Here is a 17,020-nt window from a genome sequence, read left to right as displayed (position 1 = left end):
ATTTCGACGACGAGGGTCCGGTTGCGCGTCCGCGTCGAGGCAGCTAAGCCCCAAGGGTGCCGCCGCGACGTCCCATGAGTGAACCCGCCCCCAAGAAGCTCCCCAAGGCCCAGCGACGCGAGCAGTTGCTCGACGTGGCGATGGCGGTGGTGAGGAAGGAAGGCACGGACGCGCTGACGCTCGCCCACCTGGCCGAGCGCGCGGGCGTCAGCAAGCCCATCCCCTACGAGCACTTCCAGTCACGCGCCGGGCTGCTGATGGCGCTGTATGAGCGCATCGACGCCGCGCAGCTCACTGAGTTCGAGGAGGCGCTCCAGCGCACGCGACGCAAGCTGGAGGACGTCGCCAAGGTGATGAGCGGCTCGTACATGCACTGCTACCTGACCATCGGTCCCGAGCAGCACGCCATCTCCGCCGCGCTCAAGGGCGACGGGCAGATGGAGACCTTCTATCAGACGATTCTGGACCGCTATGTGGACCTCTACCGGGACGCGCTCGCGCCCTACTGCGAGCTGCCGAAGGAGACCCTGCGCCTGCGCTGCGTGGGCATCATCGGCGCGGCGGAGGCGATTTCACGCGACATGCTCCGGGGCGCCATCTCGGAGAGCACCGCCGCGACGACATTGGGCTCGCTCATCGTCTCCTGGCTGTCGGCGCGCAAGTAGGGCAAGGCCCGCCACGCGTGCAACGCCCGCGTCGATGTGATGCAGTCGCGCGGTGCTCGACAGCGTCACCATCGACCAGCTCCGGACGCTCCGCGCGGTGGCCGAAGAGGGCAGCTTCTCCGCGGCGGCCCGGCGCCTGGGCCAGGGACAACCCGCCGTCAGTCAGGCCATGCAGCGGCTGGAGAAGCAGCTCGGCATGCGCCTCTTCGACCGCAGCAGCCGCGTCCCCCGCCTGACGATGAAGGGCGAGGCCGTGGTCGCCGCCGCCCAGCGACTGCATGACGACCTCGCGACGTTCCAGACCGTGGTCAGCCGCCTCAAGAACGGCGAGGAGACGAAGCTCGCGCTCGTCGTCGACGCCATGTTCCCGACCTCCGCGCTGCTGTCCTTCGTCAAGGAGCTGGCGCAGACGCACCCCGGCGTGGAGCTGACGCTGGAGGTGGAGCTGCTCGCCGCCGTGACGGAGCGCCTGCGCGAGCGCAAGGCCACGCTCGCCATCGCCGGCGCGGACCTGGACCTCTCCGGCCTGGAGCAGCGCCCCATCGCGCTCTTGCGCATGCTCCCCGTCGCCGCGCCGTCACATCCCCTCGCGGCGGTGAAGGGCGTCATCACCGACGAGCACCTCGCCACCACCACCCAGCTCGTCCTCAGTGAGCGCCTGCCCTCCGGGAAGACAGGCACGGCGGACCGGGGCGTCTTCTCCGCGAAAAGCTGGCGCGTCGCGGACTTGATGACGAAACATGCACTCATCCTCGGCGGGCTCGGCTGGGGCCACGAGCCCGAGCACCTGGTGAGCGAGGACCTGGCGGCGGGGAGACTGGTGCGTCTGCGGCTCGCCGCCTATGAGGGCGGGCCTCCGCCACAGCGGCCCCTCGCCCTGGTGCGCCGCAAGGGCACGCCGCTGGGGCCCGTGGCGACGTGGGCCTCCAACCGGCTCACCTCCCTCTGCCAGCTCGCGCTCGGGGACCATCACACGACGTGATGATAAGCATCATGCGCGGGAGCGATTTACACCTCCGCTTCCACCCTTACGTTCTGTGTCATGAGCACCACGACACAGACACTGACTCCCCCCACCGTTCCCCACGCGCTTCCCCGTGCGCGGACGCTCGAGAGCGTCCACGGCGGCGGGCCCTTCCACTGGGTCGGTGACGGCTTCCGCGTGAAGACGCTCGTCCCCAGCGGGGGCGTGTCCCAGGAACGTGTCAGCCCCTTCCTGCTGCTGGACCACCATCCGCCGCATCACTACCCGCCCCTCGCGAAGGGTCAGCGGGGCGTCGGCTGGCATCCGCATCGCGGCTTCGAAACCGTCACGCTCGCGTTCGAAGGAAACGTCGCGCATCGAGACAACGCGGGCCACTCGGGCGTCATCGGCCCGGGCGACGTGCAATGGATGACGGCCGCGTCCGGCATCCTCCACGAGGAGTACCATGAGCATGCCTTCTCCCGACGCGGTGGCGTCTTCGAGATGCTTCAAGTCTGGGTGAACCTTCCCCGCGCTCACAAGCGGGCCGCGCCGGGCTACCAGCCCATCACCGCGGCGCAGATTCCCACCGTCCCCGTCGAGGGCGGAACGGTGCGAGTCATCGCGGGCAACTTCAACGACACCCAGGGTCCCGCGCGGACCTTCACGCCCATCTCAATGCTCGACGTGCGACTGCGCGCGGGGACGGACCTCCAAATCCCCTTGCCGAAGCACCACAACGCCATCGTGCTCGTCGCCTCCGGTCGCGTGACTTCCGGCGGTGAGACGGCCACCGAGGGCGAGCTCGCGCTCTTCGCCAACGACGGCGAGTTCCTGTCCCTGCGTGCCGAAACGGACACGCATCTCATCGTCCTCGCGGGTGAGCCCCTGCGCGAGCCCATCGTCCATCTGGGCCCGTTCGTCATGAACAGCCAGCGCGAAGTGCTCCAGGCCATTCACGACTTCGAGTCCGGCAAGTTCGGCGAGCTCCCCGAGGACGCGGCGAGCACTTCATGACAGCGCGGGACTGAAGCATGCGGGCGCCCCCGGACCACCGAGTCCGGCGGGCGTCAGCGGCTCCGGGCGCGGCGCGCGGGGCTCGTGGGCGGCTTCGCTCGCGGCTCCGCGCGAGTCGCCGGCATGTCCTTCAGCACATTGAACAGCAACTGCCGGAAGTAGCGCGAGCCGGGGTCCGCGTCCGTACGGGTGTGCCACATGAGCGACATCGTCATGGGCGGAGGCGCGGGCATGAACCGCAGGCGCTTCAGCGGGAGCATGGCGCAGAGGACCTCCGCCGTGCGTCCCGGCATTCCCGCGACGTAGTCCGTGCGCGTCGCGGCCATGCCCGCGGCGATGAAGTGGGAGACGGCGAGCGCCGAGCTGTACTCCAGGCCGTTCTCCTTGCGGAACCGCTCGAACATGGAGCGCCCCACGCCCGGACGGCCCTGGGTGATGACGATGTCGATGTGCTTGCAGGCGTTGAACGCCTCCCGCGTCAGCACCGTCCCAGGGATGAGCGGGTGGTCCTTGCGCACGACGAAGGCCACCTCCTCCAGGTACAGGTCCTCCACGCAGAAGCCCTCCCGAGTGGCCACCATCCGGGGCCCCAGCGCGACATCCACCTCCCCCGTCCCCATTCCATCCGACGCGACGAGGAAGTCGATGCTCACCACGCGCAGCTGCGCCTGCGGCATGCGGTGCGCGAAGGCCTCGACGATGCGGGGCACGTCGCAGACATCCTGATTGTCACCGCAGGCCAGCGTGAAGCGGCGCGTGCTCTCCTCCGGCTGGAAGCGCTGGCCATCCACGGCCACCTGGAGCTGCGCCACCGCGTTGTTGAGCAGCGGCCTCAGCTCTTCACAGCGAGGCGTGGGCACCAGCCCCTTTCCCTGACGCACCAGCAGCGGGTCTCCCAAGAGTTCCCGCAGCCGGGCCAGCGCGTTGCTCACCGCCGACTGCGTGACGTGGAGCTGCCGCGCCGCACCCGTGGCGCTCCCCGTCTCCAGCACCGCGTGCAGCACGAGGAACAGGTTGAGGTCGATGGCCGAGAGATTCATCGCGGGGCTGGCATACCGCACCCGCCCGCATCACCGGAACACCCGGCCCCGCGTACTCAGGAGCGCTGCGCGCCCGACAGCATGGCCGCCACCTGGGGATCCAGGCGGAAGGACTCGAAGAAGCCCTCCGCGTCCTGGGGCGGCTTGCCCTCGGGATGCAGCAGCAGTTGCTGATAGAGCCGGGGGCCCACCAGGTAGAAGCGGCCTCGCAGCCGACGCGGCCCGGAGACCCCTTCCACCTCCCAGCCCGGGAAGCCCTCCAGCGTCAGGGGCTTCGAGGAGACGCCCGTGGCGCCCAGGGCCTCCAGCGCACCCAGGCTGGCGCGGGACACCACGTCGCTCGGCTTCGCCTGCGACACCGCCGCCGCGGGGAAGTCCGTGTACGAGACGTAGTACGCCGTGTCCGACTCCGGACGGACGGCGATGAACGTGTGGAGTGTCACCTCGCCCACATCGGTGACCTGGGAGCGGCGCTCCTCGCTCACCGGCCCCGGCAGGGCGACGGAGAAGCCCCCTTCCGTGGACTGGATGACAGAGGCGGGCGTGGCGGAGGCAGGCCGCGCGGCCTGGGCCTCAGGCGCCGGCTGGCGGGAGGCACACGCCCCCAGTCCTCCCACGGAGAGCAGGATGGCGAGCGGCGCGACTCGGCGCGAAATCTTCATGTTCCAGGCGACTCCTGTCATGGAGCCCGGAAGGTACGTCCGACGCCTCCCTGGCGCACCCAGCCTCTCCGACGGAAGCGCGGCACGCAACGCTTTGCGTCTAGTGCAGGGCGTCCGGAGGCACCGGAGCCGTGGCCGCCGGGAGCTCCACGGCGCCCCCCGCCTCCTGGGTGGCGAGGGCCAGCCGGACGCAGAACGTCGAACCCACTCCGGGCGTGCTCTCCACCTCGATGCGCCCGCCATGGGCCTCGACGATGCGCCGCGCGACGGACAGCCCCAGCCCCACCCCCGGCGCGCGCTTGCTCCGGGCATCACCCAGCCGCTGGAAGGGGGCGAACAGCATGCCCTTCTCCTCCTCGGTGACGCCGATGCCCTGGTCCTTCACGAGCAGGAGCACGTCCTCCTGCTCGCGGCGCACCGCCACATCCACGCGACTGCCGGACGGCGAGTACTTCAGCGCGTTGCTGACCAGGTTGGCCATGACCTGCTCCAGCCGGTCCGGGTCCACGCGCACCAGCAGGGGCGTCTCCGGCACGTCGAGCTGGAGCACGTGCCCGCCGTCGCTGGAGCGGTACAGCTCCACCACGCCCCGCGCCAGCTCGCGCGCGTCGCGCACCTCGGGCCGCAGCTCCAGCTTGCCCGCCTCGATGCGGGTGGAGTCGAGCAGGTCCCCCACCATCCGGTCCAGGCGCTCCACCTGCCGTCCCACCAGCGCGAGCGTGCGCTGCATCCGCTCCGGCGTGAGCTGCGCGCGCGTTCGCTCGGTGAGGGCGGTGGACAGCTTCAGCGCGGACAGCGGATTGCGCAGCTCATGCGCCACGCCCGCGAGGAAGGCGAGTTGCTGCTCCTGCTGGTGCGTGAGGCTGTTGGCCATCTCGTTGAAGGTGCGCGCCATGTCGCGCAGCTCGGTGGGGCCCGCCACCGGCGCGCGGGTGCGCTTGCGTCCCGCGCCGAAGCGGCGCATGGACTGGCTGATGTCCCGCAGGGGTTGCCAGGCGATGCGTCGCAACAGGTAGGTGCCGGTCACCAGGCCCACCAGCAGGAGGCCACACAGCACCAGGCCCACGGTGTTGCCCATCCGGTTGAGGTCCGCCGAGGACTCGCGCGCCGTCCGGGCCTCCTCCACGTTGAGCTGGACCAGCCGCTCCAGCGAATCCAGCGAGGCATCCAGCGCGGGAATCACCCGCTGGGCGCGCTGTCGCAGGGGCAGCCGAGCGGCCTCTCGCTGGGTGGCGAGGTACTGCCTGAAGTGCTCATCCACCTCCCGGATGAGCGCCTGCTCCGGGGCGCCGAAGGCACTGCGATTGAGGCCCTCCAGCAACCGGGGGAACGAGGACTCGATGCTCTGGAGCGTCCTGCCCCGGATGCGCTCGGACGTCACCTCCACCGGGCCCGTCACGCCGCTGAGCCGGAAATGGATGAGCAGGTCGATTTCCAGCTCCTCCGCCAGATGGAGTCCCTCCACGGAGTTGCCGAGCGTGTTCGCCGAGTGGTTCTGCGCGTTCGTCAGGACGATGAGCGCGGTGGCGGCCACGAGCGTCAGCAGGGCGAGGCCGCCCATGATGGCGGCGAGCCAGGCGCGCAGACTCATGTCGCCTCCTGGCACGGCGGACGGACTCCACGAACGACCTGGCTCTGGGCGGGGAAGCTCACGATTGGGACCTCGCTGAAGCCGGGGACGGATGTGGATGGGACGCCCCCTTCATGACTGGAGGAACAAGCCCAGGACGTGGGGGATTCACGGAGTGGACAGCAGCCGGGCATGGTGGGGGGTTCCCCGCACGGCGTCAGCACCGGGCGAGGGCAATCGTGCTAGGGAAGGCCGGACGTGGCGGGCGAGCGTGAGCCCCCCTGCCCCCCGCGCGCGAGGTCACCATGGACATGCTCCCCCAACCGGTACGTACCCTGAAATTCGATGGTTTCTGGCGCTGGCTCCAGGAACACACCCAATGCATCCTCCGGTGCGGCTCCGTCGACGCGATGCTGTATGACCACGACGACTTCCACTGGCTGCTGCTGGAGGAGGAGCGTCAGCACATCATCCAGGTGCTCAAGGGGAAGGTGCTCGTGGGGGAGCTGGTGCTCGCGGGCCGCGAGGTCACCGAGGTGAACGTGGCCCCGGACCCGGACTCAGGCACGCAGGGCCACTTCCTGGTGGAGCTGATGAGCGGGCCGAAGGAAGACCCGCAGGTCGTCTACCACTTCATCATGGCGCACGGCATCGACCCGGCGCCGGGCCACAAGGACCTCAAGCATTGAGCAAGGTGCGCTCGATGAGCGCCACCGCGTCCCTGGCGCCCCCGGAGTAGGTCTCCGGCGCGCGCGCGGAGCGGGGCCCCACCAGCGCGGCGACTCGCTCCATCAACTCCGCTTCGGTGCGGGCCAGCTCCTCCGGACGCAGCCGCACCGCCTGCCTGTCGTAGCGGCGAGCGCGAGCCAGGGCCACCAGCGGAGTGCCCGTCACGCGCGCCTCCTGCACGGTGTTGTACCCGCCCGCGCCCACCAGGATGTCCACCCCGGGCATCACCGCCAGCGCGGGCCACACGCGCACGGGCTGGAGCAGGTTGCGCTCGGCCGCGCCGCTGCTCGGAGCGCGGACGGGGAACCAGGGCCCCGGAGGCGCCAGCCACCGCACCGGCGCCGAAGCCCCGAGTCGCTCCTGGAGCCGCGTGGCGATGGCGCCCGCCTCCGCCACCTCCTCCGCGTTGCCACTGCCCATCACCGCGACCAGCGGACGGATATCATCCGCGGCCACGCCCAGCCGCTCACGGGCCTGCGCGCGGCTCAGCCATTCATCGCGCTCCAATAGGAGCCAGGGCGCGGTGCGCACGGCGCGAGGGTGCTGGGAGAAGGGCGCGTCCTCACCGGGGACGAGCAGCAGGTCGAAGTCCTCCACCGCCGCCGCGACGTTGAAGCGCGCCACATACGTGGGATTCAAGTCCCGGTGCACCAGCACCTTGCCCATGCGCAGTCCGGGCAGCATGGGCGCCAGCTCCCCCGCGAGGCCGCGCGGGAAGGTGTCCACCACGAGGACCTCCGGACGCACGCCGTCAAGCAGACACTCCACCGCCTCGCGCACGGCGGATTTGGCCAGGTCCGGGTTCAGCCGGTGCACATGGGCTCCGGCGCCCAGCACGTCCTCCAGCGGCACGTCCGGAGCGAAGACGCTGTTGGTCACCACGGTGACGCGGTGTCCCCGTCGGGCCGCCACGCGCGCGAGTCCACAGGCCCGGGTGAAGTGACCCATGCCTCCGCCCAACGCGTAGATGAGCCAGCGCGCGCCCGCCATCAGCTTCCGCCCAGGTCCTCCTCGAAGGAGGAGTCGTCCTCGTGCCGCAGGCTCTCGCCGTCGGCCTCGGTGAAGTCGTGTGGGTCCTTCGAGGAGCCCCGCGCCCACGAGGAGCCCGACCCGTAGTAGCCGTAGTCGTCGTAGTAGGCGCTCGCGTCGTCCGAGTCGGTGGTCGTCGAGCCGTCGTCCTCCGGGTCCTCGTCGCCCAACATCGCGCAGCCTGTGCAGACGAGCGCCTCTTGCTGGGTCGTCAGGTGCGCGTCACAGACGCTCTTGCCGCAGCGCGGGCACAGGGCGCCCGCGGGCAGTCCACACGGATGGGAGAACAGGAAGCCCGTGCTCACCTCACAGCCCTCGTTGGAGAAGGGGCTCATGGCGCGGACCCGGACGGCGGCGTCTGGATTTGATGGAGCAGCGCCACGCGGAAGGGCAGGTCCAGCTTCTCGAAGGCGAGACAGGCCGCCGCGTCCGCGCGCACCAGCGACTTGGTGGCGAGCAGCGTCTTGCCACCGGGCTCCCGGAGCGACACCTTGCCCTCGCGCACCTTCACGCGGGCGACCTCGGCGCCGGAGGCATCCTGGATGCGCGCGCCCTCGTCGTCCGAGGACACGGTGTAGAGCAGCGCGCCCTTCGCGTCGGTGAGCCGCCAGCCGGAGCCCTGTCGCGCGAGGGTGTAGAGCACCTGCCGCTGCGCTCCGTCGCGCACGGTGAGCGCGCCACCCGCCGAGCCGAGGACGTAGCCCAGCGCCGTGTCATCCGGGCCGGACACCTTGAGGGCGGTGCCCTTCCACTTGAAGCGGGCCAGCTCGCGGTCGTCGCCGTCCACCAGCTTGGCGCCGTCGTCCTTTGGCTTGAGCGAGAAGCGCTCGCGGTCGTCCGCGTCCTTGAACTTGAGCTTGCCCGGGAGGGGGACCTCGTCGCCCGCGGAGGCGGACTGCGTCTGGGTCGACGGGGCCTCGGAGTTCGAGGGACGCGAGCAGGCGGCGGTGAGGAGGAGGCTCAGCAGGAGCGCGCGGAACGTCATCGGGAAGCCCTCGCGGGGTGGTGCTTGCGCTGGGAGGTGGAGAAGTTGAGCACCTGGTAGAGGCTCAACAGCATCATGAGGCACGCGCGCGTCGCGTCCCGCGACTGCGTGGACACGGTCTCCGTCGCTTCCCAATCGGAGTCCATCCGGGCGCGGAGGCTGAGCCGGTCCTCGGACACCTGCAACTTCGTGAGCGCCACCGTCGGCGGGAGCTTCACCGCCTCGCGGGCCGCGCCTTGCAACCGGGTGAGCTCGGGGTGGCGCTCCGGCTTCACGCGAAGCTGGACCTGGAGGTACGAGCCGCTCTTCTGCTTGCTCTTCATCTTGTACTTGCCCCGCGCATTGCGCTTGGTGCGGGAGCGCTTCTGGAGCCACTCGGTCATGCCGAGGCGCAGGTGCGTGCCATCGCGCAGGCGCGCCTGGAGCGACAGCCACGGGTCCTCGAACTCATTCGTCTTCCATGTGCCCGCCATGCCCTTGCGCTTCCACTTGGCCTTGTGGTCGATGGGATGGAAGTCCAGCTCCAGTGACACGGGCTCCTCGGGGGCGATGTCGCGGCGCAGCCGTCGCAGCAACAGCGTGGGCAGCCCGTAGCGACGGTCCTCCAGGTCGTTCCGGCCGAACCGGGAGGCCTTGACCAGGAGGACGACCGCGACGACCAGCAGGCCGATGCCTCCTGGCACCAAGCCGTTCAGCCACGAGGGGGCGGGCTGCTCGGAGTCGAGGAGGTTGTTGGCGAGGGACGACAGGAAGAACAGGCCCACGCCCACGCCGCCCACGATGAAGGCCCGTTGCTGCCACTGGCGCTTGAGGACAGCCATCTCCCCGTCGAAGCGCGCGAGGAAGCCCAGGTCTTCCATCAGCTCGGAGACGGGCGCGGTGTTGCGGTAGCGCTTCTCCACACGGAAGCGGTCGATGTCGAAGGCCAAGGCGGAAAGCTCCCCTTCGGAGCCAGGAACGAGCGCGGAGTGTATGGGTCGGCGGGGAGAGGGGCAAACCTCCCGGTTTGCCGAGCCGGGTGAGCCGCGATACCACGCGGGCCGTGGCTTCCGCGTCCGGCATCGTCTACGCCTCCTTCGACCGATTCCCCGCGCCCAAGGGAGCGGCCGTGCACATCCGGGCCTTCGTGGAGGCCCTGGGCGCGGCCTTCGGGGGCGTGGACCTGCTGGCGCTCCGAGACGGACCCACCGCGAGCGCGACCCCGCATCCACTCGTGGAGGGAGTGACGTATCACCCGCTGGACGCGCGGGGGCGAGACCTGGTGGCGCAGGCGCTGTCGTTCCGCACGCACCTGGCGGCGTGGTGGAGGGACAGGCCCCGGGCCTCGGTGGTCCACGTGCGCTCCATCTTCGAGGGCTACCCGGTAGCGCGCAGGAAGGAAGCGCTGACGGACGCGCTGGTGTTCGAGGTGAACGGGCTGCCGTCCATCGAGCTGAAGTATCACCACCCGGACGTAGCGGAAGACGCGGAGCTGATGCTCAAGCTGGTGGCGCAGGAGGACGTGTGCATCGCGCGCGCGGACCTGCTGGTGACTCCCAGCGAGGTGACGGCGGAGTACCTGGTGAAGCGGGGCGCGGAGGCTTCGCGCGTGCGGGTGATTCCGAACGGCGTGGAGCTGGAGGTGTTTCGTCATGCGACACCGCGCGGGCTGGAGCCGGGGCGGCCGGTGCGACTGCTCTACAGCGGGACGATGACGTCGTGGCAGGGAGTGCACCACGTCATCGAGGCGCTGAGGCTGCTGCGCGCGGAGGTGCCCGCGGTGCTGACGCTGGTGGGGCCACTGCGCAAGCACCAGCGACGGGTGCTGTTGGAGCGGTGTGGAGACCTGCTGTTGGAGGGCGCGGTGGAGCTGCGCGAGCCGATGCCGCAGGACGCGCTGGCGGCGTTGCATCATGAATGCGACGCGGTGCTGGTGCCGTTGCCGGTGAATGACCGCAACTGCGTGCAGGGGTGCTGTCCGTTGAAGTTGCTGGAGGCGATGGCCTCGGGCACGCCGGTCATCGCGTCGAACCTGCCGGTGGTGCGGACGCTCGCGGGGCCTGACGAGGTGTTGCTGGTGAGGCCGGGCTCACCGAAGGCCATCGCGGAGGCGGTGAAGGACCTGCGAGCGAATCCAGCGCTGGGGCCCGCGCTCAGCATGAGAGCCCGAGCCCGCGTGGAGCGCGACTTCACCTGGGCGCGCGCGCGGGAGGCCCTGGTAGTGGCGTATGAAGAGCAGCTCGGGATGAAGAGAAAGCGCGAGGGCCTGAGTCCCGAAGCTGAGCTCGGTTGAGCTGTCGCGCGGGGAAGCTGCGGCGAGCCCTCAACCCACCCTGGGCACCGCGCGAGCCAGCACGCGGCGCAGCACCTCCGCCTCGGCGTCGGGTTGAAACCGCTCCAGGATGCGCCTGCGCGCGGCGGCGCCCATCGTGGCGCGGTGGTCCGGGGACAGAGACAGCACGTCGAGACAGGCCTGCCCCAGATGATTCAACAGGGCCTTGGACACGATGAAACCGTTGCGCTGGTGGTCCACGGCCTCGGGGATGCCCCCGGCGTCACTGGCGATGACGGGGCAGGCGCACGCCATCGCCTCCAGCAGCGCGTTCGGCATCCCCTCCCAGAGCGACGGTTGGAGATACACATCACACAGGCGCAGGTGCGCGGCGATGGCCTCCGGTGTTTCGAGCGCGCCGGAGACGAGGATGCGAGCACCGTCCTCGGGATGCTCGGCACGGTAGGCAACGAGGTGCTCCGCGTCGCGAGGACGTACCTCCCCGATGACGAGCAGACACGCGGGCCGTGTACGCCTCACCTCCGTGAGCGCGGAGAGCAGGAACGGCAGTCCCTTCTTGTGACGCAGCTCCCCCGAGAAGCCGAGCACCACCTCACCGGGGGCGATACCGAGTCGCTCGCGCAGCACCGGGTCCGCGAGCCCAGGTGAGAACACCTCGGTGTCGACGGCGTTCGGGATGACCTCCACCTGCCCATCCTTCCCGAGCAACAACCCCATCTTCCTTCCCAGGTCGGCGGAAGCGGCGGTGAGCACATCCGCGCGTTGGAGCGTCCATAGGAGCCGGGCGAAATCCCCGGGAGGAAACATGTGTTGGTCCACGTCATTGCCCCGAGCACTCACCGTGGACGCAATCCCCACCGAGGCGGCGAACACGACGGCGAGGAACCCCGGTGGCGACAGGTAGTGTCCCCACACCAGGTCATAGCGCCGCTTCGAGTGCAGATAGTCGAGCACGTCCAGCGTGTGTTGCATCGACAGGTCGCTGCTCCCGAACAGGCCCAGCCGATGCAACGTGACACCGCGAGCAAACGGCGTCACCTCGCCCGCGTCATCCAGCGTGCTCAACGCTCCAGGAGCCGCCGTGCGTGTCCACGCCAGCACGTCCACCCGAGCCCCCAGCCGAGCCAGTGCGCCAGCGGTGCGAGCGCCACTGCGAGCAAGCCCTCCGATATCGGGCGGGAAGCGTTCAGCGAGGAGAAGGACGCGAGGTGAGCCAGCCATGGGACCGAATCTACCCGGCTCCGGGCGACCCACCCGACGGGAATCTCACCGAGCCATCCCCCACCCATGGATAAACAAAACACCACGACGCGCAAAGCCAGATGATTTCATTGGACACCCGCGACAAATCAACCACACCATTCAAAGGCCCTCACCCCCGTGGCAGACCGACTGCGCTCAAACCTCCCCTTGGTTTGAACTGGACCCATTCACCGTGTCGTGGGTGTCGACCCAACCCCACGCCCCCACGGGAGGTCCGTCCCCCATGCTCCTCGCCCGAGAGGCCGGGCTCTGGAGCACCACAGGAGCACCCCTTGAGAAGGCAATGCCCGCGACGGCCGGAAAATCCATTTGTTCGATACGTGGTTCCCCTGATGCTGGTCGCAATGTCTTGCGGTGACCCCGCCCCCATGTCTGACAATGGGTCGGAGCCGACCACGACCCATCAAAAACTGTCGTCGCCGGTGAAGGTGGACCGGGCCGTCGCGGCGGGTGCCTACCACTCGCTGTTCGTGCAGAGGAATGGCGAGGTCTGGGGCTGGGGACAGAACCTGTCCGGCCAGCTCGGCACGGGGAGCCCGAACAACAACACGCCGGTGACCAGTCCGACGAAGGCCATCGGGCTGCCGTCCATCAAGGCCGTGGCGGCGGGCCAGACACACTCGCTCGCGCTCGGCACGAACGGCGAGGTCTTCGCGTGGGGCAAGAACGACTTCGGGCAGGTGGGCCTCGGCATGGCGGGAGGCACGGTGCTTCTGCCCACTCAGGTGGCGGCGCTCTCCGGCATCCGAGCCATCGCGGCGAATGGGAACTTCTCGCTGGCGCTGGGGCAGGACGGCCGGGTCTGGGCCTGGGGACAGAATGCCTCCGGCCAGGTGGGCAAGGGCACCGCGCCCACGAGCGCGGAGCCGACGCCGCGTGAGGTGAACAGCCTGCCGACCATTCGAGCCATCGCGGCGGGCCACAACCACGCGCTCGCGTTGGACGCGGACGGCAAGGTGTGGGCTTGGGGCAAGAACGACTTCGGACAGGTGGGCACGGGGAGCGCAACGCCCTCCATCCTGGTACCGACGCTGGTGGCCAACCTGCCTCGGGCGAAGGCCATCGCCGCGGGCTCGGGCCACTCGCTCGTGATTGACGAGCAGTTCGGCAACGTGTGGGCGTGGGGACAGAACTCGTCAGGCCAGGTGGGCAGCGGAACGCCGGGATCCACGCCGGTACTGACGCCGACCGCGGTCAACGGACTGTTCGCGGCGACGCAGGTGAGCGCGGGCCACTCGTTCTCTATGGCCATCATGGGCAACGGGCTGGTGAAGACGTGGGGACTCAACGCCTCCGGGCAGTTGGGCCATGGCGTGGCGGGAGGCAACAGCGTGGTTCCCGTGGACGTGGTGGGGATGACGGACGCAACGGCCATCGCGGCGGGCTACCACCACGCGTTGGCGGTGCGTCCGGACTGCCCGGTGTGGGCGTGGGGCAACAACGGACAAGGGCAGCTCGGCACGGGTGCGACGACCACGGCGGCCACGACGGCTCCGGTGGCGAGCCTGGTGCTCAACACATTCTATTTCGACGGGGACATGGACGGATTTGGGGACGAGTACATCGCCCTGGAGTCGTGTACCGCGCCGGACGGCTACGTGGAGGACGTCGACTGTGACGACTTCACGTCGACGACGTTCCCGGGTGCGTCGGAGCAGTGCAACGGGCTGGACGACAGTTGTGACGGCGTGGCGGACGATGGCAACCCGGGTGGTGGCACGACGTGCGACACGGAGTTGCTCGGGGTCTGCGCGACGGGCACCACCGCGTGCACGGGTGGCAGCGTGGTGTGTACGCAGAACCAGTCCGCGTCGGTCGAGCAGTGCGACAACCTGGACAACGACTGTGACGGCGAAGTGGATGACGGGAACCCAGGCGGACTCGTGACGTGCGAGACGGGAGACAAGGGCGTGTGCGGCGAGGGCGTGAGGTACTGCACCCATGGCGTCCTCGACTGTGTGCAGAAGCAGGGGCCGTCAGCGGAGGTCTGTGACGACCGGGACAACGACTGCAACGGGCAGTCGGACGACGGCCTGACCTTCACGGCGTGGTACCTGGACATGGACCACGACAACTACGGTGTGACATCGCAGTCGATGCAGGCCTGTGCGCGTCCGGTGGACCATGCGCCCAACGCGGGGGACTGCGACGACACGAAGGCCACGTTCAATCCGATTGCGCCGGAGCTGTGCGACGGCGTGGACAACAACTGCGACGGGCAGGCGGACGAAGGGTTGACGCAGCACACGTGGTACCGCGACACCGATGGTGACGGCTTTGGCATGGCGGCTGACACGGTGCGGGATTGCCGTCAGCCCGCGGGCTACGCGTCCGTGTCGGGGGACTGCAACGACGGAAGTGCGTCCATCAAGCCCGGAGCGGCGGAGGTCTGCGACGGTGCGGACACCGACTGCGACGCCCTGGTGGACGAAGGCGTGCTGAGCACGTTCTACCGCGATGAGGACGGCGATGGCTTCGGCACCGCGAGTACGACGACCCAGGCCTGCTCGATGCCCGCGGGCTACGTAGGGAACGCGACGGACTGCAATGACGCCAGCGCGGCCATCCACCCGGCGGCCCCCGAAGTCTGTGACAGCGTGGACAACAACTGCGCGGGAGGCGCGGACGAAGGGCTTCCCACCCAGGACTGGTACCTGGATGGAGACGGCGATGGCCATGGTCGGTCCACGCTGTCGACACGGAGCTGCCGTCAGCCCACGGGCTACGTGGCGAGCGCGACAGACTGCAATGACTCGAGCGCGGACATCCACCCGGGAGCCTCGGAGGTCTGCGATGGGGTGGACAACAACTGCAGTGGCGCGGTCGACGAGGGCCTCACCACTCAGGCCTGGTACCGGGATGCGGACTCGGATGGTTACGGGGCCGCGAGCATCTCCCTGCAAAACTGCAGGCAGCCCTCCGGGTACGTGTCGGATGCCACGGACTGCAATGATGGCAACGTCGGCATCAGGCCCAACGCCGCGGAGACCTGTGACAGCGTCGACAACAACTGCAATGGCTCCGTGGACGAAGGCGTCACGTCCACCTTCTACCGGGACGCTGACGGCGACACCTACGGGGACGCGGCGGACGCCACCCAGGCCTGCTCGCAGCCCACTGGATACTCGACACGCTCCGGCGACTGCAATGACGGCAGCGCGAGCATCAAGCCCGGAGTGAGCGAGGCCTGCGACAGCATCGACAACAACTGCAACGGCTCCGTGGACGAAGGGGTCCAGACACGTTGGTATCGCGACGCGGACGGCGACAGCTTCGGCTACTGGACCCCGAGCGTCATGGCCTGCGCCCAACCCACGGGCTACTCCTCGAACGACGACGACTGTGACGACACCCGGGCGAATGCGTACCCCGGAGCCACGGAGGTCTGCGACAGCGTGGATAACAACTGCAGTGGTTCGGTGGACGAGGGAGTGAAGACCACGTACTACAGAGACTTCGACAGTGATGGCTATGGGAAGCTGTCATCCACGAGTGCCGCCTGCGCTCCTCCTTCGGGTTACGTCGCGAACAGCAGCGACTGCAATGACAGCAGCGCGACCATCCACCCCGCGGCCACGGAGGCCTGCGACGGCGTGGACAACAACTGCAGTGGTTCGGTGGACGAGGGCCTTCCCCTCCAGACGTGGTACCTGGACGGCGACCTGGACGGGTATGGCAACCCGAGCGTCTCCGTGCAGAACTGCCGAAAACCCTCCTCGCACGTGGCCGATGGCACGGACTGTGATGACACCACCTCCAGCATCCGGCCGGGGCGCACTGAGTCGTGTGACGGCAAGGACAACAACTGCAACGGCTCCGTGGACGAGGGCGTGACGTCGACTTGGTACCAGGACGCGGACGGAGATGGCTACGGGAACGCGTCGACCGCCACCCAAGCCTGTTCACGCCCCTCCGGCTACGTGACGAGCTCCACCGACTGCAATGACAGCAGCGCGATTTCCAGTCCCGGAGCCACTGAGGTCTGCGACAGCCTGGACAACAACTGCAATGGCTCCGTCGACGAAGGCGCGACATCGACCTGGTACCGAGATGCGGACGGCGATGGCTACGGCAACGCCTCCTCGACCACGCAGGCCTGCTCGCAGCCCTCCGGCCATGTGGCGAACACCAGCGACTGCCATGACGGCAGCTCCAGCATCCACCCAAGTGCCTCGGAGACCTGCGACGGAGTGGACAACAACTGCAACGGTGCCGTGGACGAAGGCGCGACATCAACCTGGTACCGGGATGTGGACGGCGACGGTTATGGCAACGCGAGCCAGACCACTCAGAGCTGTGCGCGGCCGGCCGGCTACGTTGCCAACGCCACGGACTGCAACGACAGCAATGGGGCCGTCAGCCCTGGCGCAGCGGAGATCTGCCGTGACGCCATCGACAACAATTGCTCCGGACAGAACAACGAAGGGTGCGCTTCCCTCCCTCCGTGTCCCTACGACATGTCGGAGTTGAGCTTCGGAGAGGCCTCGCTGCTCCCCCAGTGCCAGGAGACACCCATCTGATACCCCTCTCTCCCTTCAGCGCCGAAGGCCCCCCGTAGCCTGACGATGAGAACTCCACGGCCCTGAGGCGCCGGGGACCCTCCTCGTGAGGGTTCCTGGCGCTGTCCGTGAATAAACCTCGCCGCCCCCCGTCCAGGGGCACGGTGGAGCCATCCCCGCAGCAAGGCCGGACCCCTAGGCTCCCCCGGAGGCACGTCACACATGCACGCGCGTCGTTGGTGGGCAATCGCGCTCGCGGGAACACTCGCGGGCTGCATCGTGGAGCCCGAGGCGCCCGACTGGGACTGGGACGAGGACCCCACCC

At 69.0% G+C, this 17,020-nt stretch carries 14 protein-coding genes; 6 read left to right on the top strand and 8 right to left on the bottom strand.

Going from position 1 to position 17,020, the window contains the following annotated elements; all coding sequences use genetic code 11:
- Nucleotides 1–74: 74 nt before the first annotated feature.
- The 3 genes from HR086_RS20265 to HR086_RS20255 are packed head-to-tail and all read left to right on the top strand — an operon-like array spanning nt 75 to nt 2,646.
- Nucleotides 75–665, top strand: a complete 591-nt coding sequence (locus HR086_RS20265; protein ID WP_174466427.1) for a TetR/AcrR family transcriptional regulator — start codon at nt 75–77, stop codon at nt 663–665.
- Nucleotides 666–717: 52 nt separating this feature from the next.
- Nucleotides 718–1,647, top strand: coding sequence for a LysR family transcriptional regulator (locus tag HR086_RS20260; RefSeq protein WP_174460568.1), 930 nt, complete (start codon nt 718–720; stop codon nt 1,645–1,647).
- Nucleotides 1,648–1,707: 60 nt separating this feature from the next.
- Nucleotides 1,708–2,646: a pirin family protein gene (locus HR086_RS20255; RefSeq protein WP_174453714.1), complete on the top strand. Its 939-nt coding sequence runs from the start codon at nt 1,708–1,710 to the stop codon at nt 2,644–2,646.
- Nucleotides 2,647–2,699: 53 nt separating this feature from the next.
- Here the strand turns inward: HR086_RS20255 and HR086_RS20250 are convergent, their stop codons facing one another.
- The 3 genes from HR086_RS20250 to HR086_RS20240 all read right to left on the bottom strand — a co-directional run bounded on the left by HR086_RS20250 (nt 2,700) and on the right by HR086_RS20240 (nt 5,939).
- Entirely contained in the window at nt 2,700–3,686 is a 987-nt protein-coding gene (locus HR086_RS20250; protein WP_174453713.1) for a LysR family transcriptional regulator, read from the bottom strand.
- Between the two features lie 56 nt (nt 3,687–3,742).
- Nucleotides 3,743–4,348, bottom strand: a complete 606-nt coding sequence (locus tag HR086_RS20245; RefSeq protein WP_141646378.1) for a hypothetical protein — start codon at nt 4,346–4,348, stop codon at nt 3,743–3,745.
- Nucleotides 4,349–4,448: 100 nt separating this feature from the next.
- On the bottom strand, nt 4,449–5,939 hold the full coding sequence (locus HR086_RS20240; RefSeq protein WP_174466426.1) for a HAMP domain-containing sensor histidine kinase: 1,491 nt from the start codon (nt 5,937–5,939) through the stop codon (nt 4,449–4,451).
- A 284-nt stretch (nt 5,940–6,223) separates the two neighbouring features.
- Between HR086_RS20240 and HR086_RS20235 the strand changes: the two genes are divergently transcribed.
- Complete coding sequence (locus tag HR086_RS20235; RefSeq protein WP_141646376.1) at nt 6,224–6,607, top strand: serine/threonine protein kinase; 384 nt, start codon at nt 6,224–6,226, stop codon at nt 6,605–6,607.
- Here HR086_RS20235 and HR086_RS20230 read toward each other — a convergent pair.
- Genes HR086_RS20230 through HR086_RS20215 form a run of 4 tightly spaced genes read right to left on the bottom strand, consistent with a single transcriptional unit; the run spans nt 6,597 to nt 9,590 of the window.
- Nucleotides 6,597–7,637: a hypothetical protein gene (locus HR086_RS20230; RefSeq protein WP_174453710.1), complete on the bottom strand. Its 1,041-nt coding sequence runs from the start codon at nt 7,635–7,637 to the stop codon at nt 6,597–6,599. The two genes, HR086_RS20235 and HR086_RS20230, sit on opposite strands and share 11 nt — an antisense overlap.
- Nucleotides 7,637–8,011 (bottom strand): hypothetical protein, encoded by a 375-nt coding sequence (locus HR086_RS20225; protein WP_141646374.1) that lies wholly within the window; start codon nt 8,009–8,011, stop codon nt 7,637–7,639. Before HR086_RS20225 ends, HR086_RS20230 begins: the two co-directional genes overlap by 1 nt.
- Nucleotides 8,008–8,661 (bottom strand): hypothetical protein, encoded by a 654-nt coding sequence (locus tag HR086_RS20220; RefSeq protein WP_174466425.1) that lies wholly within the window; start codon nt 8,659–8,661, stop codon nt 8,008–8,010. The genes HR086_RS20225 and HR086_RS20220 overlap by 4 nt, the downstream gene beginning before the upstream one ends.
- A complete protein-coding gene (locus HR086_RS20215) occupies nt 8,658–9,590 on the bottom strand; it encodes a hypothetical protein (protein ID WP_174466424.1) in 933 nt (310 codons plus the stop codon). The genes HR086_RS20220 and HR086_RS20215 overlap by 4 nt, the downstream gene beginning before the upstream one ends.
- Nucleotides 9,591–9,679: 89 nt before the next feature.
- On the opposite strand from HR086_RS20215, the gene HR086_RS20210 reads away from it, so the two are divergent.
- Nucleotides 9,680–10,933 carry a glycosyltransferase family 4 protein gene (locus HR086_RS20210; RefSeq protein ID WP_373564329.1) on the top strand — a complete coding sequence of 418 codons (1,254 nt, stop codon included), beginning with the start codon at nt 9,680–9,682 and terminating at the stop codon, nt 10,931–10,933.
- Nucleotides 10,934–10,963: 30 nt separating this feature from the next.
- Here the strand turns inward: HR086_RS20210 and HR086_RS20205 are convergent, their stop codons facing one another.
- The gene (locus HR086_RS20205; protein ID WP_174466423.1) at nt 10,964–12,154 is read right to left on the bottom strand and encodes a glycosyltransferase; all 1,191 of its coding nucleotides are present in this window, start codon (nt 12,152–12,154) and stop codon (nt 10,964–10,966) included.
- 410 nt (nt 12,155–12,564) lie between these two features.
- Between HR086_RS20205 and HR086_RS20200 the strand changes: the two genes are divergently transcribed.
- A complete protein-coding gene (locus tag HR086_RS20200) occupies nt 12,565–16,716 on the top strand; it encodes a MopE-related protein (protein WP_174466422.1) in 4,152 nt (1,383 codons plus the stop codon).
- The last annotated feature ends 304 nt before the right edge of the window (nt 16,717–17,020 follow it).

The sequence above is a fragment of the Myxococcus sp. CA039A genome (genome assembly GCF_013336645.1).
In the GTDB taxonomy this organism is placed as follows: domain Bacteria; phylum Myxococcota; class Myxococcia; order Myxococcales; family Myxococcaceae; genus Myxococcus; species Myxococcus llanfairpwllgwyngyllgogerychwyrndrobwllllantysiliogogogochensis.
This window is presented reverse-complemented; position numbering and strand designations above follow the sequence as displayed.

Bases quoted from the DNA above. Each gene is read 5' to 3' on its own strand.
- HR086_RS20200 (WP_174466422.1), top strand. From the start codon at position 12,565: ATGTCTGACAATGGGTCGGAGCCGACCACGACCCATCAAAAACTGTCG.
- HR086_RS20245 (WP_141646378.1), bottom strand. From the start codon at position 4,348: ATGAAGATTTCGCGCCGAGTCGCGCCGCTCGCCATCCTGCTCTCCGTG.
- HR086_RS20220 (WP_174466425.1), bottom strand. From the start codon at position 8,661: ATGACGTTCCGCGCGCTCCTGCTGAGCCTCCTCCTCACCGCCGCCTGC.
- HR086_RS20250 (WP_174453713.1), bottom strand. From the start codon at position 3,686: ATGAATCTCTCGGCCATCGACCTCAACCTGTTCCTCGTGCTGCACGCG.
- HR086_RS20205 (WP_174466423.1), bottom strand. From the start codon at position 12,154: ATGGCTGGCTCACCTCGCGTCCTTCTCCTCGCTGAACGCTTCCCGCCC.
- HR086_RS20230 (WP_174453710.1), bottom strand. From the start codon at position 7,637: ATGGCGGGCGCGCGCTGGCTCATCTACGCGTTGGGCGGAGGCATGGGT.
- HR086_RS20235 (WP_141646376.1), top strand. From the start codon at position 6,224: ATGGACATGCTCCCCCAACCGGTACGTACCCTGAAATTCGATGGTTTC.
- HR086_RS20255 (WP_174453714.1), top strand. From the start codon at position 1,708: ATGAGCACCACGACACAGACACTGACTCCCCCCACCGTTCCCCACGCG.
- HR086_RS20265 (WP_174466427.1), top strand. From the start codon at position 75: ATGAGTGAACCCGCCCCCAAGAAGCTCCCCAAGGCCCAGCGACGCGAG.
- HR086_RS20225 (WP_141646374.1), bottom strand. From the start codon at position 8,011: ATGAGCCCCTTCTCCAACGAGGGCTGTGAGGTGAGCACGGGCTTCCTG.
- HR086_RS20240 (WP_174466426.1), bottom strand. From the start codon at position 5,939: ATGAGTCTGCGCGCCTGGCTCGCCGCCATCATGGGCGGCCTCGCCCTG.